Source organism: Nigerium sp. (genome assembly GCF_039811905.1).
Taxonomy (GTDB): Bacteria; Actinomycetota; Actinomycetes; order Propionibacteriales; family Propionibacteriaceae; genus Propioniciclava.
In genome coordinates this window covers 1-16,264 of sequence record NZ_JBDHZL010000058.1, presented here as the reverse complement: position 1 = coordinate 16,264, position 16,264 = coordinate 1, and the positions used below count along the sequence as shown (strand labels likewise).

General features: G+C 72.4%; 13 protein-coding genes and 1 pseudogene. 11 read left to right on the top strand and 3 right to left on the bottom strand.

Annotated features, from left to right (window positions below):
• From WMJ97_RS10240 to WMJ97_RS10220, 5 genes and pseudogenes are all read left to right on the top strand, one after another.
• Positions 1-276, top strand: a pseudogene (locus WMJ97_RS10240) (hypothetical protein); the annotation flags it as partial.
• Between the two features lie 147 nt (positions 277-423).
• A complete protein-coding gene (locus WMJ97_RS10235; RefSeq protein ID WP_347348890.1) occupies positions 424-1,278 on the top strand; it encodes an OmpA family protein in 855 nt (284 codons plus the stop codon).
• Between the two features lie 91 nt (positions 1,279-1,369).
• Positions 1,370-3,625, top strand: a complete 2,256-nt coding sequence (purL, locus tag WMJ97_RS10230; RefSeq protein ID WP_347348889.1) for a phosphoribosylformylglycinamidine synthase subunit PurL — start codon at positions 1,370-1,372, stop codon at positions 3,623-3,625.
• A 1-nt stretch (position 3,626) separates the two neighbouring features.
• Positions 3,627-4,001, top strand: coding sequence for a DUF4870 domain-containing protein (locus tag WMJ97_RS10225; protein ID WP_347348888.1), 375 nt, complete (start codon positions 3,627-3,629; stop codon positions 3,999-4,001).
• Positions 4,002-4,185: 184 nt separating this feature from the next.
• The gene (locus WMJ97_RS10220; RefSeq protein ID WP_347348887.1) at positions 4,186-5,652 is read left to right on the top strand and encodes a sodium:alanine symporter family protein; all 1,467 of its coding nucleotides are present in this window, start codon (positions 4,186-4,188) and stop codon (positions 5,650-5,652) included.
• 140 nt (positions 5,653-5,792) lie between these two features.
• Here the strand turns inward: WMJ97_RS10220 and WMJ97_RS10215 are convergent, their stop codons facing one another.
• On the bottom strand, positions 5,793-6,497 hold the full coding sequence (locus WMJ97_RS10215) for a response regulator (protein ID WP_347348886.1): 705 nt from the start codon (positions 6,495-6,497) through the stop codon (positions 5,793-5,795).
• Complete coding sequence (locus tag WMJ97_RS10210; RefSeq protein WP_347348885.1) at positions 6,494-8,017, bottom strand: DUF4118 domain-containing protein; 1,524 nt, start codon at positions 8,015-8,017, stop codon at positions 6,494-6,496. Before WMJ97_RS10210 ends, WMJ97_RS10215 begins: the two co-directional genes overlap by 4 nt.
• Positions 8,018-8,119: 102 nt before the next feature.
• Here WMJ97_RS10210 and WMJ97_RS10205 point away from each other — a divergent pair, with 102 nt between their 5' ends.
• From WMJ97_RS10205 to WMJ97_RS10185, 5 genes are all read left to right on the top strand, one after another.
• On the top strand, positions 8,120-10,177 hold the full coding sequence (locus WMJ97_RS10205) for an APC family permease (protein ID WP_347348884.1): 2,058 nt from the start codon (positions 8,120-8,122) through the stop codon (positions 10,175-10,177).
• A gap of 44 nt (positions 10,178-10,221) precedes the next feature.
• Positions 10,222-11,682 (top strand): amidophosphoribosyltransferase, encoded by a 1,461-nt coding sequence (gene purF / locus WMJ97_RS10200; RefSeq protein ID WP_347348891.1) that lies wholly within the window; start codon positions 10,222-10,224, stop codon positions 11,680-11,682.
• The gene (purM, locus tag WMJ97_RS10195; protein WP_347348883.1) at positions 11,675-12,736 is read left to right on the top strand and encodes a phosphoribosylformylglycinamidine cyclo-ligase; all 1,062 of its coding nucleotides are present in this window, start codon (positions 11,675-11,677) and stop codon (positions 12,734-12,736) included. The genes purF and purM overlap by 8 nt, the downstream gene beginning before the upstream one ends.
• Before the next feature lie 122 nt (positions 12,737-12,858).
• Positions 12,859-13,065, top strand: a complete 207-nt coding sequence (locus WMJ97_RS10190; protein WP_347348882.1) for a DUF3073 domain-containing protein — start codon at positions 12,859-12,861, stop codon at positions 13,063-13,065.
• A gap of 36 nt (positions 13,066-13,101) precedes the next feature.
• Positions 13,102-14,097 (top strand): alpha/beta hydrolase, encoded by a 996-nt coding sequence (locus WMJ97_RS10185; RefSeq protein ID WP_347348881.1) that lies wholly within the window; start codon positions 13,102-13,104, stop codon positions 14,095-14,097.
• 106 nt (positions 14,098-14,203) lie between these two features.
• Here the strand turns inward: WMJ97_RS10185 and WMJ97_RS10180 are convergent, their stop codons facing one another.
• Complete coding sequence (locus WMJ97_RS10180; RefSeq protein WP_347348880.1) at positions 14,204-14,959, bottom strand: fructosamine kinase family protein; 756 nt, start codon at positions 14,957-14,959, stop codon at positions 14,204-14,206.
• A 43-nt stretch (positions 14,960-15,002) separates the two neighbouring features.
• Between WMJ97_RS10180 and WMJ97_RS10175 the strand changes: the two genes are divergently transcribed.
• Positions 15,003-16,202 (top strand): hypothetical protein, encoded by a 1,200-nt coding sequence (locus tag WMJ97_RS10175; protein ID WP_347348879.1) that lies wholly within the window; start codon positions 15,003-15,005, stop codon positions 16,200-16,202.
• The last annotated feature ends 62 nt before the right edge of the window (positions 16,203-16,264 follow it).

Genomic DNA, 16,264 nt, shown 5'->3' with positions numbered 1-16,264 from the left:
GAGCCGGAGCCCGCTCCCGCGGAACCGGAGCCGGAGCCCGAGCCCACCGGCCCGGTGGCGACGGTGTGGGACGGTCCGTTCGGCCCGGGGTCCGCGGACGCCAACCCCGACGGCTCCGGCCCCGAGGGCTGGACGGTGAAGGGCGCCAAGCAGACGAAGGTCTACCTGACGCCCGACATCCCCGTGTTCGAGCAGGCGCAGGCCAACGTGTGGTTCATCGACGAGGAGCGCGCCCAGGACGCGGGCTTCCGCCGGTGGGACGTGCCCAAGAAGTAGTCCCGACATCCGCACCAGCGGGCCCGGACGCCGACGGCGTCCGGGCCCGCTGCTCTGTGCGGGGGCGACGCGGGCGGCGTCCGGCCCTAGGATGATCGAGCCCGCGTCGGCGGGCGATCGAGGACCGAATGGACCAGGAGGAACCTCATGTCATCCCTCACCCCCTGCCCGCGCCACCGGCACGGACGCCGGCTGCTCGCCGCGCTCGCGATCCCGCTGGCGCTCACCCTGGGCGGCTGCACCGCCTCGGGCCAGCCCACGAGCCCGGGCGCGACCACGTCGGCGGCCGACACGGCGTCCACGCAGTTCTCGCTGAACGTGTCCAATCAGACGGTCACGGTGGCGGGCTCGGTTCCTGACGAGGCGACGAAGGCGTCCGTCGTGCAGGCGCTCCAGCAGGGCGTGGGCGCCGGGACGACCGTCACCGACAAGCTCAACGTCGCCCCCGGCTCGACGCTGCCGAGCGGCCAGGCGCTCACGACGCTGGCCTCGGCGCTGGCGCCCGTCGAGGCGCTGAACCTCAACGTCAGCGGCACGAAGGCGCTGATCGCGGGCAACGTCTCCACCGAGGACGAGAAGAACGCGGCCGCGGACGCCGTGAAGGCGGCCTTCACGGGCGCCGAGGTCGAGAACAGCATCTCGGTCGTGCCGGTGTGCTCGGTGAAGGGCGCGAAGGTGCGCGAGCTGTCGAAACCCCCGGCCATCGTCTTCGACAGCGGCTCGGCCCAGTTGAGCGACCAGGCGAACGCGGCGATCCAGCAGATCGCGGGCGTCGTCAAGCAGTGCGAGGGCACCAAGCTGACCGTCGTCGGGCAGACCGACAAGCGCGGCTCCGAGGCGGGCAACGAGAACCTCGGCCTGCAGCGCGCCCGGGCGGTGCGCGACAAGCTGGTCGCCGACGGCGTCCCGAGCGATGCGATCATCGTGCAGGGCAACGCGGCGAACGCGCCGGTGAGCAGCGAGAACAGCCTCAACCGCCGCGTGGACGTCGCCGTCCAGTAGCCGGCCGGGCCGAGCGGCGGCCCCAGCGGCCGCGGCGTCCGCCTCTGAACGCGGGACGCCGCGGCCGTCGGCCCGCGATAGGTTGGTCCCCGTGGTCGACACCGTTGCGCAAGCGCTGAACACCCCCGACGAAGAGCAGCCCTGGGCGGCGCTCGGGCTCAAGGCCGACGAGTACGCCCGGATCCGGGAGATCCTGGGTCGGCGTCCGACCGGCTGCGAGCTCGCCATGTACTCCGTGATGTGGTCCGAGCACTGCTCGTACAAGTCGAGCAAGGTGCACCTGGCGCGGTTCGGCGTGCTGGGCAAGAACACCCCGCGCGGGCCGCTGCTGGCCGGCATCGGCGAGCAGGCCGGCGTCGTCGACGTGGGCGGCGACTGGGCGGTGACGTTCAAGATCGAGTCCCACAACCATCCGAGCTACGTCGAGCCGTACCAGGGCGCGGCGACCGGGGTGGGCGGCATCGTCCGCGACATCCTGGCGATGGGCGCGCGGCCGATCGGCGTGATGGATCCGCTGCGCTTCGGCCCGCTGGACGCCCCCGACACGGCCCGCGTCCTGCCGGGCATCGTGGCCGGCGTCGGCGGCTACGGCAACTGCCTCGGCCTGCCGAACATCGGCGGCGAGGTCGTCTTCGACCCCACGTACTACGGAAATCCCCTGGTCAACGCGCTGTGCGTGGGCGTCCTGAAGCACGATGACCTGCACCTGGCGCTGGCGTCCGGGGCGGGCAACAAGGTCATCATGTACGGGGCCGCGACGGGCGGCGACGGCATCGGCGGGGCGTCCATTCTGGCGTCGGAGACGTTCGACGCCGACGGCCCGGCGAAGCGGCCGAGCGTGCAGGTGGGCGACCCGTTCATGGAGAAGCTGCTCATCGAGTGCACGCTCGAGCTGTTCGAGGCGGGCATCATCACCGGCATCCAGGACTTCGGGGCGGCGGGCATCTCGTGCGCGACGTCCGAGCTGGCGAGCGCCGGGGACGGCGGCATGCACGTCGACCTCGATCTCGTGGAGCTGCGCGACCCGACGCTCGCGCCCGAGGAGATCCTCATGAGCGAGAGCCAGGAGCGCATGATGGCGGTCGTCCGGCCGGGAGACGTGGACGAGTTCCTGCGCATCTGCGCGAAGTGGGACGTGCTGGCGACCGTGATCGGCGAGGTCATCCCCGGCGACCGCCTGCTCATCGACTGGCACGGCGAGCGGGTCGTCGACGTGGATCCGAAGACCGTGGCGCACGAGGGCCCGGTGTACGAGCGTCCGGTGGAGCGTCCGGCGTGGCAGGACGCGCTGATCGCCGACGCCTCCACCGGCCTGGAGCGGGCGACCGACGGCGGCGACCTGGCCGGGCAGGTGCTCCAGCTCGTGTCGTCGCCGAACCTGTGCGACAAGTCGTGGGTCACCGACCAGTACGACCGCTACGTGCGGGGCAACTCCGTGCTCGCGCAGCCCGAGAACGCGGGCATGTTGCGCATCGACGAGTCGTCCGGCCTGGGCATCGCCCTCGCGACGGACGCCAACGGCCGCTACTGCCTGCTCGACCCGTACGTCGGCGCGCAACTGGCCCTGTGCGAGAGCTACCGCAACGTCGCCGTCTCCGGCGCGCAGCCCGTCGCGATCACCGACTGCCTGAACTTCGGCTCGCCGGAGGATCCGGCCGTCATGTGGCAGTTCTCGCAGGCGATCGATGGCCTCATCGAGGGCTGCCAGGCCCTCGGGACGCCGGTGACCGGCGGCAACGTCAGCTTCTACAACCAGACCGGCGACCAGAACATCCTGCCGACGCCCGTCATCGGCATGCTGGGCGTGATCGACGACGTCGCCGACCGGACGCCCCTGGGCTTCGCCCAGCCCGGCGACGCGGTCGTGCTGCTCGGCGACACGCGCGACGAGCTCGACGGTTCGGCGTGGGCGGGCGTCATCCACGATCACCTCGGCGGGCGTCCGCCGCGGCCCGACTTCGCGGCCGAGCAGGCGCTGGCCGGCGTCCTGATCGAGGCGTCCCAGCAGGGGACCCTCACCAGCGCGCACGACCTGTCCGAGGGCGGGCTCGCGCAGGCGCTCGCCGAATCCTGCCTGCGCGGACGCCTCGGCGCGCGCGTCGTCCTCCCCGTCGCGGACGCCACGGTGGCGCTCTTCAGCGAGTCCGCCGCGCGGGCGCTGGTCTCTCTGCCCCGCGAGGGGGTGGACGCCTTCGCCGCGCGCTGCGCGGCCGCCGGGGTGCCCATGGCCGTGCTGGGCGAGGTGACCGAGCAGCCGGAGCTCGCCGTCGAGGGGCTGTTCTCGCTGCCGCTCGCCGAGATCCGGGACGCCTGGTCCGTCACCATCCCCGCCGCGATGGGCCGCTGACGTGCCGGACGACCCGGCCGCCCGGCCGGCCGCGGCGTCCGATGCTCTCGGCCGCCTGACGGCCGCGGACACCTCCTTGATGACCACCGCCCACTGGATCGGCCTAGCCACCCACTGGGTCGGGCCGCTGCTCGTGCTGCTGACGGTGGGGCAGCGGCGGCCGCGCGTCCGGGCGGAGGCGGTCGAGTCGCTCAACTGGGAGATCACCGTCGCCGTCGGGCTGGCCGTCGCCATGCTGCTGATGCCGACGGGGCTGGGGTGGCCGGCGGCCCTGCTCGTCGTGCTGTGCTCGATCGGGTTCCACCTGCGCGGGGCGGCGGTCGCCTCCGAGGGACGCCCCTTCCATTACCCGGTCGCCCTGCGGCTGGTGCGCTGAGTCACGCCCCCGGCGCCCCGCCCGGATGCCCCACGCGCGCAGACCCCGCTGTGACAAGGTGTCTCGCGCGACACGCTGGCGACCGCATCGCGGACTTAGCACTCCTGTAACACGGTTGTGCGAGAGTCGGACCACCTCGATCCGCGTGCGCGCGGATCTTTGCGCGAAAGGACCCCGCCTCCGTATGGACGCCTTCTCCGATTTTCTCTCCACGCTCGACAGTTTCGTGTGGGGACCCTTCTTCCTGATTCCCCTCCTGCTCGGTACCGGACTGTGGCTGACGATTCGCCTGTCCGGTCTGCAGTTCCGCAAGCTCGGGTCGGCGCTCCGGCTCGCCCTGATCGACCGCTCCGATGAGGGCGTCGAGTCCGACCACGGCGACATTTCGCAGTACCAGGCCCTCACCACCGCCCTCGCGGCGACGGTCGGCACGGGCAACATCGTCGGCGTGGCGACGGCCTTGTCCGTCGGCGGCCCCGGCGCCCTGTTCTGGATGTGGGTGACCGGCCTGCTCGGCATGGCCAGCAAGTACTCCGAGGCGTTCCTCGCCGTCCGGTTCCGCCACCGCGACGTGAGCGGCGAGGTCACCGGCGGCCCGCAGTACTACCTGAAGGACGGCATCGGCGGAAAGTTCGGCACCTTCCTCGCCACGTTCTTCTCGATCGCCGCGGTCATCGCCACGTTCGGCATCGGCAACGGCACGCAGGCCAACTCGATCGCCGGCAACGTGGAGAACAGCTTCGGCGTCCCGACGTGGATCACCGGCGTCGTGATGACGATCATCACCCTCGTGGTGCTGGTCGGCGGCATCAAGTCGATCGGCCGCGTGACGGCGGCGTTCGTGCCGGTCATGATCATCCTGTACGTGGGCGTGTCGCTCGTGTTGCTCGGCATGAACCTGCCGGCGATCCCGGGCGCGTTCGAGCAGGTGTTCAGCCAGGCGTTCACCGGCAGCGCTGCGACCGGCGGGTTCATCGGGTCGACCATCATGATCGCCGTCCAGATGGGCGTGGCCCGCGGCATCTTCTCCAACGAGTCCGGCATGGGCTCGGCGGCCATCGCGGCCGCCGCGGCGAAGACGAGCCACCCGGCGCGCCAGGGCCTGGTCTCCATGACCCAGACCTTCATCGACACGATCATCGTCGTGACCATGACGGGCCTGGTGCTCGTCATCACCGGCCAGTGGGCGGGCGGCAAGGCCAACGCGTCCATCCTCACCTCGAAGGCGTTCGACGCCGGCCTGGGCGTGAGCTGGGGCCACTACATTGTGACGATCGCGCTGGTCATGTTCGCCTACTCCACGATCCTCGGCTGGTGCTACTACGGTGAACGCAACATCGAGAAGCTCTTCGGACGCCGGTTCGTCATGCCCTACCGCGTCGTGTTCTCGCTCATCGTCTACGTCGGCTGCGTCACGTCGCTCGACGTCGTCTGGACGTTCTCCGACCTCGCGAACGGCCTCATGGCCGCGCCGAACCTGATCGGCCTGCTGATCATGTCGGGGCTCATCGCGCGCGAGACGAAGTACTACCTCGACCACGACCCGCACCTGCGCGCCAACAAGGACCAGGTGGACGACTTCATGGTCGGCCGGCCCGGCGCGATCGACGCCCACTGGGACGCCGTCAAGCACGAGTCCAACCACCGCTGACACCCTGGCCAGCGCCCCCGTCCGCTCCGGCGGACGGGGGCGTCCGCGTTTGTGGGCCAGCGCGCGTAGGGACGCCGACGCGCCGGGCGCGTGAGTGCGGGCCGCCCGTGCGAGGGGCCGCCCCGGGAGCGGGCGGACCCCTATCGCTCGGGCAGGAACCGGTAGCCCATGCCCGGCTCGGTGAGGAGGTACCGGGGGTGCGACGGGTCGGGCTCGAGCTTGCGGCGCAGCTGGGTCATGTAGAGGCGCAGGTTGGACGGCTGGTTCAGGTAGGCCGACCCCCACACCTCCTCCAGCAGGAACCGCTGGCTCAGCAGCTTGCCCGGCTGCCGCAGCAGCACCTCCAGCAGGTGCCACTCGGTCGGCGTGAGCCGGACGGCCTCCTCGATCCCGGACGCCGCGTCCACCCGGACGACCCGATGGTCGGCCAGGTCCACCCGGACGCCGCCGAACTCGACCACGGGGTCGTCGGCGGCGTCCGCGCCCGCCGAGCGCCGCGTGATCGCGCGGATGCGGGCCATCAGCTCCTCCATGCCGAACGGCTTGGTGACGTAGTCGTCGGCGCCGGCGTCCAGGGCTTCGACCTTGTCCGAGCCGCCGGTGCGCCCGGAGAGCACGATGATCGGGACGTCGGTCCAGCCGCGCAGGCCCGCGATGATGTCCATGCCCGACAGCCCGGGCATCCCGAGATCGAGGATCACCAGGTCGGGGACCTGCCCGGACGCCTCCCGCAGCGCCTCCTCGCCCGAGAGCGCCGTCGCGACGTCGTAGCCGCGCGCGGCCAGGTTGATCCGCAGCGCCCGGACGAGCTGCGGGTCGTCGTCGACCACCAGGACGCGCGTCATCCGTCCTCCCGTTCCCGCTGGCCGGGCGTCCCGGGGCCGGTGGGCCCGGCGTCCGCCACCGGCAGCGTGAGCACCAGCGTCGCCCCGCCCCCCGGCGTGGAACGCGCGACGAGCGTGCCGCCCATCGCCTCGGCGAGCCCCTTCGACACGGCGAGCCCGAGACCCAGGCCGGTGCGCGAGGCGTCCGCGTCGCCCGCGTGCTGAAACGCGGCGAACGGACGCGCCCGCTGCTCGGCGTCCAGGCCGGGGCCGTGGTCGGCGACGCGCAACTCGACGCCGCGCGGCGTCGCCGCGGCGCTCACGGTCGGCGGGACGCCGGAGCGGCCGTGCGTGAGAGCATTGCCGGCCAGGTTGGAGACGATCCGCTTGACGAGGCCGGCGTCCGCGCGGACGGGCGGGACCGTGTCGGGGATGTCGATCCGGACCTCGCGCCCGGCGTCGCCCAACTCGTCCAGCGCCGGCGGGACGACCTCGTCGAGCCACACGTCGTCGGCGTTCGGCTTGAGCGCCCCGGTCTGCAGGCGGGAGAGATCCAGCAGGTCGTCGACGATGCCGGCCAGCCGCCGCAGCGAGTCGTCGGCCGTGGCCAGCAGCTCGGCGCGTTCGGCGTCCGACCAGCCGATCTGGGGGTTCCGCAGGCTCTCCACTGCCGCGGACGCCGACGCCAACGGACGCCGCAGGTCGTGCCCGACCGCCAGCAGCAGCGACTCGCGCAGCCGGTCGGTCGCCTTGAGCCGCTCGGCGGCCTCGGCCGCGCGCGCGAGCCGGTCGCGTTCGAGCAGGCTCGCGGCCTGCGCCGCGAACGCCCGCAGGACGAGCTGATCGGACGCCCCCAGCGTCCGCCCCGCCAGGGCGAGCCGTTGGCCGGGGCCGGCGTCCACGCAGACGTCGGCCAGCGCGGGCGTCGTCGGCGCCTCCGGGCCGACCGACCCCAGCACCAGCCACGCGCCCTCGCCGGCGTTGCGCCGGCTGAGCAGCGCCGCCGACGTCATACCGAAGGACGCCCGCGCCTGCTCGAGCATCGTCGGCAGCGCCTCCGCCCCCTGCAGGGCCGAGTCGGCCAGGGCGGCCAGCGTGCGCGCCTCCGCGGACGCCCGCGTCGCCTCGGACGCCTCCCGCGCCGCCCGGTTCACGACCGCGCTCACGATGACGCCGACCCCGACGAAGAGGCCCACCGTGAGCACGTTGTGGGGCTCGCCGATCGCGAGGCTGTGGTAGGGCGGAATAAAGAAGTAGTTCAGCAGCGCCGACCCGACCAGCGCGCTCACGAGCGCCGAGACGAGCCCGCCGACCAGGGTCGCGAGCACCATCGCCAGCAGCAGCGCGAGGGTGGTCGCGGGCAGCCCCAGCCAGTCGCCGTTCAGCTGGGCCGCGAACGTCACGGCCGCCGGCAGCCCGACGCCGAGCGCCAGCCCGGACGCCACCTGCCCCGCCGGACGCCCCGGCGCGCGGCCGCGCGGCGTCCCGGCCGGCTGAGCCGACGCCCCCAGCGACCCTCCGACGTCCGGCGCACCGCTCATGCAGGAACCCTAGCCCCGCGGATCGCCACCCTCACAGGATCCATGCGGGCGGCGGCCCGGTCCATGCGAAACCCCAACGCGCGGCGTCCTACGTTCGACGACGTGCGAAACGGATTCATCGCCACGAAGCGGCTCCTCGTCGGCCGGCCCATGCGCAGCCACGAGCTCGCGGACGCCGTGCTGCCCAAGCGCGTGGCGCTCCCCATCTACTCCAGCGACGCCCTGTCCTCGGTCGCCTACGCGACCGAGGAGATCCTCAAGGTGCTCACCCTCGGCGCGCTGGCCTACCTGTACCTCACCCCCTGGATCGCCCTGGGCGTCGTGTTCCTGATGACGGTGGTCGTGCTGTCGTACCGCCAGGTCGTGCACGCCTACCCGGGCGGCGGCGGCTCCTACGAGGTCGCGTCCCGCAACCTGGGCCGCTGGCCGGGGCTCGTGGTCGCCGCGGCCCTCATGGTCGACTACATCCTGACGGTCGCGGTCTCGATCGCGTCCGGCGTCGACAACGTGATCTCCGCCGTGCCCGCGCTGAACCCCTGGCGCGTCGAGCTGGCGGTCACGCTCGTCGCGGTGCTCGCGGTGATCAACATGCGCGGCGTGAAGGAGTCGGGGCGCGCGTTCGCCGTGCCGACCTACCTGTTCATGGCGGGCATCCTCGGCATGATCGTGGCGGGCGGCGTCCGGTTCTTCACCGGCACGCTGCCCGAGGCCGTCTCCGCCCACTACCAGGTCACGCCCGAACTGCACTCGCTGTCGATGGTCGGGCTCGTGTTCCTGGGCCTGCGGGCCTTCTCGTCCGGCTGTACCGCGCTGACGGGCGTGGAAGCGGTCAGCAACGGCGTCCCGTCGTTCGCCAAGCCGAAGGCCCGGAACGCGGCCAAGACGCTGGCCGCGCTCGGCGTCCTGGCCGTGACCATGTTCGCGGGCATCACCGCGCTGGCCATGGCGACCCACGTGCGGGTCGTCGAGAACACGTGCGACCTGGTCGGCTTCGCCGGCGACTGCCGGGTGGACCCGCAGCTCACCGTCATCGCGCAGCTCGCCGCGGCCGTGTCGGGCGGCCAGACGAACCCGTTCTTCTACTACGTGCAGGCCACGACGGCGCTCGTGCTCGTGCTCGCCGCCAACACGGCGTTCAACGGCTTCCCGGTGCTGATGAGCATCCTCGCCCGGCACGATCAGATGCCCCGGCAGCTGCAGAACCGCGGCGACCGGCTGGCGTTCAGCAACGGCATCATCATGCTGGCGGCCGCGGCCGTCCTGCTGCTGCTCGTCTACCAGGCGTCGGTGACGCGGCTGATCCAGCTGTACATCCTGGGCGTCTTCACGTCGTTCACGCTGAGCCAGATCGGCATGGTCAAGCACTGGACCGTCGAGCTGCGTCACGTCGTGAGCGCCGGCGTCCGGCGGCAGCTGCGGACCTCCCGGGTCATCAACGGGGTCGGCGCCGCGCTGACCGGGCTCGTGCTGGTGATCGTGCTGGTCACGAAGTTCACCCACGGCGCGTACCTCGTGGTGATCGCGATCCCGGCGCTGTGCTGGTGGATGAACAAGGTCCAGCGCCACTACGAGGGGGTTCGCGCCGAACTGGCCGTCCGGGCCGACCCGCGGGCGCTGCCGAGCCGCGTGCATGCCGTCGTGTTGGCGTCCCAGATGAACGAGCCGACCATGCGGGCGATCGGGTACGCCCGCGCGACGCGGCCGTCGTCCCTGGTCGCGATCACCGCCCAGGTCGACAGCGACCAGACCCACGCGCTCCAGCGCGCGTGGATGGACGCCGCCGTGCCGGTCCCGCTCGTGGTGCTCGACGCGCCCTACCGCGACCTGACCGCGCCGATCGTCGACTACATCGACGGCATCCGGCGCAGCGGACCGCGCGATCTCGTGGCCGTATTCATCCCGGAGTTCGTGGTCGGCCACTGGTGGGAGGAGATCCTGCACAACCACTCGGCGGTCTTCCTGCGCCTGCGGCTGAAGATGCTGCCCGGGGTCATGACGATCGCGGTGCCCTACCAGATCGCGTCGGCGGCCCCGCGGGCCGCGCTGGAGGCGTCCGACGTTCGACCGCTGGTGTCCCCGGCCAGCCGGCGCGCGGGTCGGGACGCCGCCGGCGCCGGCCCGGCGGTGGCGGCGGCGACGCCCGCGTCGATGGACCGGTGACCCTCGTGCGGCGGCCGCCCCAGTAGACTGCCCCTGTGACACCCCTGGACGGCCGCGCGCCGCACGAGTCCGACCCGGTCGGCGACCCCAAACCCCGCGAGGAATGCGGGGTTTTCGGCGTTTGGGCCCCCGGCGAAGAGGTGGCGAAGCTCACCTACTACGGCCTGTTCGCCCTGCAGCACCGCGGGCAGGAGTCGGCGGGCATGTCGGTCAGCAACGGCGACCGCATCATGGTGTTCAAAGACATGGGCCTGGTCAGCCACGTGTTCGACGAGAACACGCTCAACTCGCTGACGGGTCACCTCGCGATCGGCCACACGCGCTACTCGACGACCGGGGCGTCCGTCTGGAAGAACGCGCAGCCGACGTACCGCGCGACGAGCTACGGCGGCGTCGCGCTGGCGCACAACGGCAACCTGACGAACACCGACGAGCTCGCGGCTTGGCTGAAGGAGCGGGACGCGTCGGCGCCCGTCGTCCACAAGGACCGGATGGACTCGACGAACGACACCGCCCTCGTCACGGCCCTGTTCACGACGTTCGACTCGGTGCTGGACGCCGCCCGCGAGGTGCTGCCGCGCCTCACCGGCGCGTTCTGCTTCACGTTCATGGACGGCAAGACGCTCTACGCGGCCCGCGACCCGCAGGGGGTGCGCCCGCTCGTGCTGGGCCGGCTGCACAACGGCTGGGTCGTCGCGTCGGAGACGGCGGGGCTCGACATCGTGGGGGCGACGTTCATCCGCGAGGTCGAGCCCGGCGAGATGATCGCGGTGGACGCCGGAGGTCTGCGCTCGGAGCGCTTCGCCGAGCCGAACCCGAAGGGCTGCCTGTTCGAGTACGTGTACCTCGCCCGCCCCGACACCACGATCGCGAACCGGCGCGTGTACTCGGTGCGCGTCGAGATCGGGCGCACGCTGGCGATGGAGTCGCCGGTGGACGCCGACCTCGTCATCCCGACGCCCGAGTCGGGCATCCCGGCGGCGATCGGGTACGCGGAGGCGTCCGGCATCCCCTACGGGCTGGGGCTGGTGAAGAACGCCTACGTGGGGCGCACCTTCATCCAGCCGTCGCAGACGATCCGGCAGCTCGGCATCCGGCTCAAGCTCAACCCGATCCGCGACGTGATCGAGGGCAAGCGGCTCGTCGTGGTCGACGACTCGATCGTCCGCGGCAACACCCAGCGCGCGCTGGTGAAGATGCTGCGCGAGGCCGGCGCGGCCGAAGTGCACGTGCGGATCAGCTCGCCCCCCGTCGAGTGGCCGTGCTTCTACGGCATCGACTTCGCCACGCGCGCCGAGTTGATCGCGCCCGGGCTGAACTCCGAGGAGATCTGCCGCTCCATCGGCGCCGACACGCTGGCCTACATCAGCCTGGAGGGGCTCGTCGCGTCGACGGGCGTCCCGAAGAAGCGCCTGTGCCGGGCGTGCTTCGACGGGAAGTACCCGGTTCACGTCCCGGCCGAGCAGGCCCGCCTGATGCACCTGGAAGAGGTTTCCTATGAGTGAGCAGTCCGCGTACGCCGCCGCCGGCGTCGACATCGAGGCCGGCGACCGGGCGGTCGAGCTGATGAAGGCCGACGTGGCGCGCACGCGGCGTCCGGAGGTGCTCGGGGGGCTGGGCGGCTTCGCCGGCTTCTTCGACGCCTCCGCGTTCAAGCGGTACGAGCATCCGGTGCTCGCCACCTCGACCGACGGGGTGGGCACGAAGGTGGCGATCGCGCAGGCGATGGGCGTCCACGACACCGTGGGGTTCGACCTCATCGGCATGCTGGTGGACGACCTGGTCGTCGTCGGCGCCGAGCCGCTGTTCGTGACCGACTACATCGCCTGCGGCAAGGTGGTTCCCGAGCGCATCGCGGCGATCGTCCGGGGCATCGCGGCCGCGTGCGAGGCCGCGGGAGCGGCCCTGCTCGGCGGCGAGACCGCCGAGCACCCCGGGCTGCTGGAGCCCGACGAGTACGACATGGCCGGGGCGACGACGGGCGTCGTGGAGAAGGCCAAGATCCTGGGGCCGCAGCGCGTGCGTCCGGGGGACGCCGTGGTCGCCCTGGCGTCCTCGGGCCTGCACAGCAACGGCTACTCGCTCGTGCGCCACGTCTTGCTGAACCAGGCGGGCTGGGCGCTGGATCGCGACGTGCCCGAGTTCGGCCGGACGCTGGGGGAGGAGCTGCTCACGCCCACCCGCGTCTACGCCCGCGACATCCTCGCGCTGATCGAGGCCGCCGAGGTGCACGCGATCAGCCACGTGACGGGCGGCGGGCTCGCGAACAACCTGGTGCGGGTGATCCCCGACGGGGTCGCGGTCACGCTCGAGCGCGCCAGCTGGACGCCGCCCGCCGTGTTCCAGGTGGTGCAGGGCGTCGGCGGGGTCTCGCAGCCCGACATCGAGGCGACGCTGAACATGGGCGTCGGGATGGCGCTGGTGGCTCCGCAGGCGTCCGTGGGGGCGCTGCTGGACGCGTCGCGGGCCCGGGGGCTGGACGCCTGGGTGCTCGGCGAGTCGGTCGCCGCCGACGGGCCGGCGTCCGTGAGGCTCGTGGGCGAACACCCGCACGATTGAGGCGTCCCGAGTCGCGCGCCGCAGCTTTGCTCTGGTCGCGGAACCAGGTAGCCTAACCTCACGACAAACTGACAGATAAACGCGGCCTAGACCGCTCACGACATGCAAGGGGGTCGACCCGGATGGGGCGCGGCCGTGCTAAGGCGAAGCAGACCAAAGTTGCTCGCGATCTGAAGTACCGGACTTACGAGACGGACTTCTCGTCGCTCGAGCGTGAACTTCGAGCCAATCAATCAGCCCAGACTCCCGAGGACGATGAGTATTCGGCCTACGCCGACCGCTACTCCGAGGATGAGCCTGGCGACGACCGCGGTCGTCGTTACGGCTGACCCGCGGGGGTTCCTCCCACGTCAAGCACCGCCTCGGTGAGCGTCACCGGCTGGCTGCCCGATCTCCTCGAGGGTTTCGAGAGACGCGACCTGCCGCTGTCGGCGCTGCCCCTGGAGGGTGAGCCCGAGGGTCCGATGGTCGCCACGTTGGTGCGGCGGACCCGTCAGGCGGATCCGGCGCGCGACGAGCGGCGTCGGGCGGTGCTCTACGTGCACGGGTGGAACGACTACTTCTTCCACACCCACGTCGCCGACTTCTTCGAGAGCCGCGGCGTCACGCTGTACGCCCTCGACCTGCGGCGCTACGGGCGCAGCTTCCGGGAGGGGCAGTACGCCAACTACGTGGCCGACCTCGGCGACTACGCCGAGGAGCTCGATCTCGCCGTTCACGAGGTGGCGAGCCGGCACGCGTCGGTGTCGATCATGGCCCACTCGACCGGCGGGCTGGCCGCGGCGCTGTGGGCGTCGGGGACGGGCCGCGGCCGGGTCGCGGGCCTGATCCTGAACTCGCCGTGGCTCGACCTGTGGGGTCCGCCGGCGTTGGCCGGCGTCCTGGCGCCCCTGATGGGCGGCCTGTCGCGGCGCAACCCGCTGAACGTGCTGCGGGTGCCCGATTCGCGCGGGCTGTACGTGAAGTCGCTGCACTCCACGGAACGCGGCGAGTGGACGTTCGACCTGGCCCTCAAGTCGGCGATCCCGGTGCCCGTGCGGGTGGGGTGGGCGCGCTCGATCCTGCAGGCGCACGCGGCGGTGGCGGCCGGGCTCGACATCCGGTGCCCCGTGCTGATGGGCTGCTCGGCGAAGAGTTCCGTGCTGAGCGGCTGGGCCGAGACCGCGACGAACACCGACATCGTGCTCGACGTCGACAAGATCGCCGCGAGGGCGCCCAAGCTGGGGCAGTGCGTGACGCTGGTGCGCATCGAGGGCGGCGTGCACGATCTGACGCTGTCGGCCAAGCCCGCGCGGGAGCGGTTCTTCTCCGAGATCAGCCGCTGGCTGGACGCCTACGTGCCGGAGCCGGACGGGGACTGACCGGTCGCGGTGACGATCCCGGCCCGGAGGGTTGCGGCGTGTCCGCCGCCGGGACGCGCCCCGACGCGGACGCCTCCCGCGCCTGCTCGACGCTGACGCTCGTCCCTCACAGATAGCGCGCCGCGACGGACGCCGCCTGCGTGCCGTAGCCGCCGCCGAACAGCTGCGCGTGCACCAGGAGCGGATGGACGCGGTGCAGGTCGAGCAAGTCCCGCCAGCCGTCGGGCAGGCGCGTGGACTCGGCGGCGTAGGCGTCCAGGATCGCTCCGAGGTGCGAGCAGCCGAAGAGCCCGAGCATCGCGAGGTCGGTCACCCGGTGGCCGCCGTGCGCGGCCGGGTCGATGAGGCCGACGCCGTCCGGCGTCCACAGGACGTTGCCCGACCACAGGTCGCCGTGGATGCGCGCGGGCGGGGCGTCGTCGTCGAAGTCGCCGGCGTCCAGGCGTCCGGCGAGCGACTCGATGACGCCCAACTCGTCCGACGACAGCCCGCCGGCCCGGTGGGCGGCCCGGGCGAACGGGAGGCAGCGCTGGTGGGCGTAGAAGTGCCCCCAGGACGGCTCGGGGTCGAGGGTCATCGGGGCGTTTCCGATGAACCCGTCGCCGTCCCAGCCGTCGGGTGCGACGCCGAACGCCGATGCGCCCGCGTCGTGCATCCTCGCCAGCCCGGCGCCGAATTCGCGGGCCGCGGCCGCGCTGGGCGGCGCCGGGGCGAACCGTTCGATCTCCAGAAACTCCGGCCCCTCGGCCAGCACCCGGGCCACCCGGACGCCTCCCGCCGCCGCGAGCCACCGCAGCCCGGCGGCCTCCACCGCGAAGAACCCCGCCGGAGCGTGCCTGCGCTGTTTGCGATAAGTCTCCATGCCTCCATTCTTGTCGGGCCCCGGTTGTGGTGGGATGGATGTCATGTCTGCGGTCGACCGCGCCTACGAGGCGTTCACCGGTGCGCGCCGAGCCGACGTGGTCCGACTGGCGCTCCGGGCCGTGAAAGAGCCGCGGCACGAGCACCTGGCGATCAGCCTCGACAAGGTGCATCACCGTCCCGGCATCGACACGACCGCGGTGTACTCGCTGAGCTTCTCGACCGACGACCCGGCGAAGGCGCACCCCGACCTCGTCCTGCTCGTCACCACCGCCGACGTGCACGCCGAGGGCTCGTTCTTCTTCGACTCGCTCAGCCTGCGCGCCTGGCGGCACCCGCACGATCCGCGGCTGCCGGCACTCAGCGTCGCCGAGGACGCCGGCCGTGCGCGCGCCTGGCTCGCGGACGCCGGCGTCCCGGTGCCCGGCGCCGTGGAGACCCACCTGCTGTCGTACCGGCCGCTGAGGCGGGCGGTCGTCCGGGTGGACGCCGGCGAGCGGCGCTTCTACGCGAAGATGGTGCGTCCGGACCGCTCCGACGGGTTGAGCCGCCGCCATCGCCTGCTGGACGCCGCCCGCGTCGGCCCGCCGGTGGTCGCCGAGCCCGAGGCGGGCGTTATCCTCACCGGACGCGTTCCTGGACGATCGCTCGCCCACGCCCTCGCGACCTGGCGCGAGGACGCCGCGACGCTCCCCGCGCCGGACGGCGTCCTGGCCCTGCTCGACCGCCTGCCCGGCGAGCTCATGGACATGACCCGCCGGGACTCCTGGACCGATCGTGCCGACTTCCACGGGGCGGCGGCTGCGACCGCGCTGCCCGACGTGGCCGGGGAGATCCGGGGCCTGACGCGGCACATCCAGCGGATGGCGTCCGACGCGCCGACCGGGCCGGCCGTGCCGGCCCACGGCGACTTCTACGAGGCGAACGTCTTCGTCAGCGGCGGCCGGTTCACCCGCATGATCGACGTGGACGCCGCCGGCCCCGGCCTCCGCGAGGACGACCTGGCGTGCCTGCTCGGCCACCTGGCCGTCCTGCCGGACCTGTCGCCCAGCCACTACGCGCGCGTCGGGGAGGTGGTGCAGGAGTGGCGGGGCGTCTTCGAGCGGTCGGTGCCAAGGGCGGCGCTGCGCGTCCGGGTGGCGGGGGTGATCCTGAGCCTGGTGGCCGGCACGTCGCGCGCGCACGCGCTCGCGCGCCTTGACCTGTGTCGCGCGTGGCTGTACCGCGCGGAGAACGGCGACTGAGCGGGGCGGGACGGACGAGGGCAAGAAAAAGGGACGCCGACGGCGTCCGGATTCTTCGGTGG

Excerpts from the sequence above, each read along its gene's own strand:
- WMJ97_RS10235 (WP_347348890.1), top strand. The coding sequence starts at position 424 with ATGTCATCCCTCACCCCCTGCCCGCGCCACCGGCACGGACGCCGGCTG.
- WMJ97_RS10220 (WP_347348887.1), top strand. The coding sequence starts at position 4,186 with ATGGACGCCTTCTCCGATTTTCTCTCCACGCTCGACAGTTTCGTGTGG.
- WMJ97_RS10215 (WP_347348886.1), bottom strand. The coding sequence starts at position 6,497 with ATGACGCGCGTCCTGGTGGTCGACGACGACCCGCAGCTCGTCCGGGCG.
- WMJ97_RS10210 (WP_347348885.1), bottom strand. The coding sequence starts at position 8,017 with ATGAGCGGTGCGCCGGACGTCGGAGGGTCGCTGGGGGCGTCGGCTCAG.
- purM (WP_347348883.1), top strand. The coding sequence starts at position 11,675 with ATGAGTGAGCAGTCCGCGTACGCCGCCGCCGGCGTCGACATCGAGGCC.
- WMJ97_RS10190 (WP_347348882.1), top strand. The coding sequence starts at position 12,859 with ATGGGGCGCGGCCGTGCTAAGGCGAAGCAGACCAAAGTTGCTCGCGAT.
- WMJ97_RS10180 (WP_347348880.1), bottom strand. The coding sequence starts at position 14,959 with ATGGAGACTTATCGCAAACAGCGCAGGCACGCTCCGGCGGGGTTCTTC.
- WMJ97_RS10175 (WP_347348879.1), top strand. The coding sequence starts at position 15,003 with ATGTCTGCGGTCGACCGCGCCTACGAGGCGTTCACCGGTGCGCGCCGA.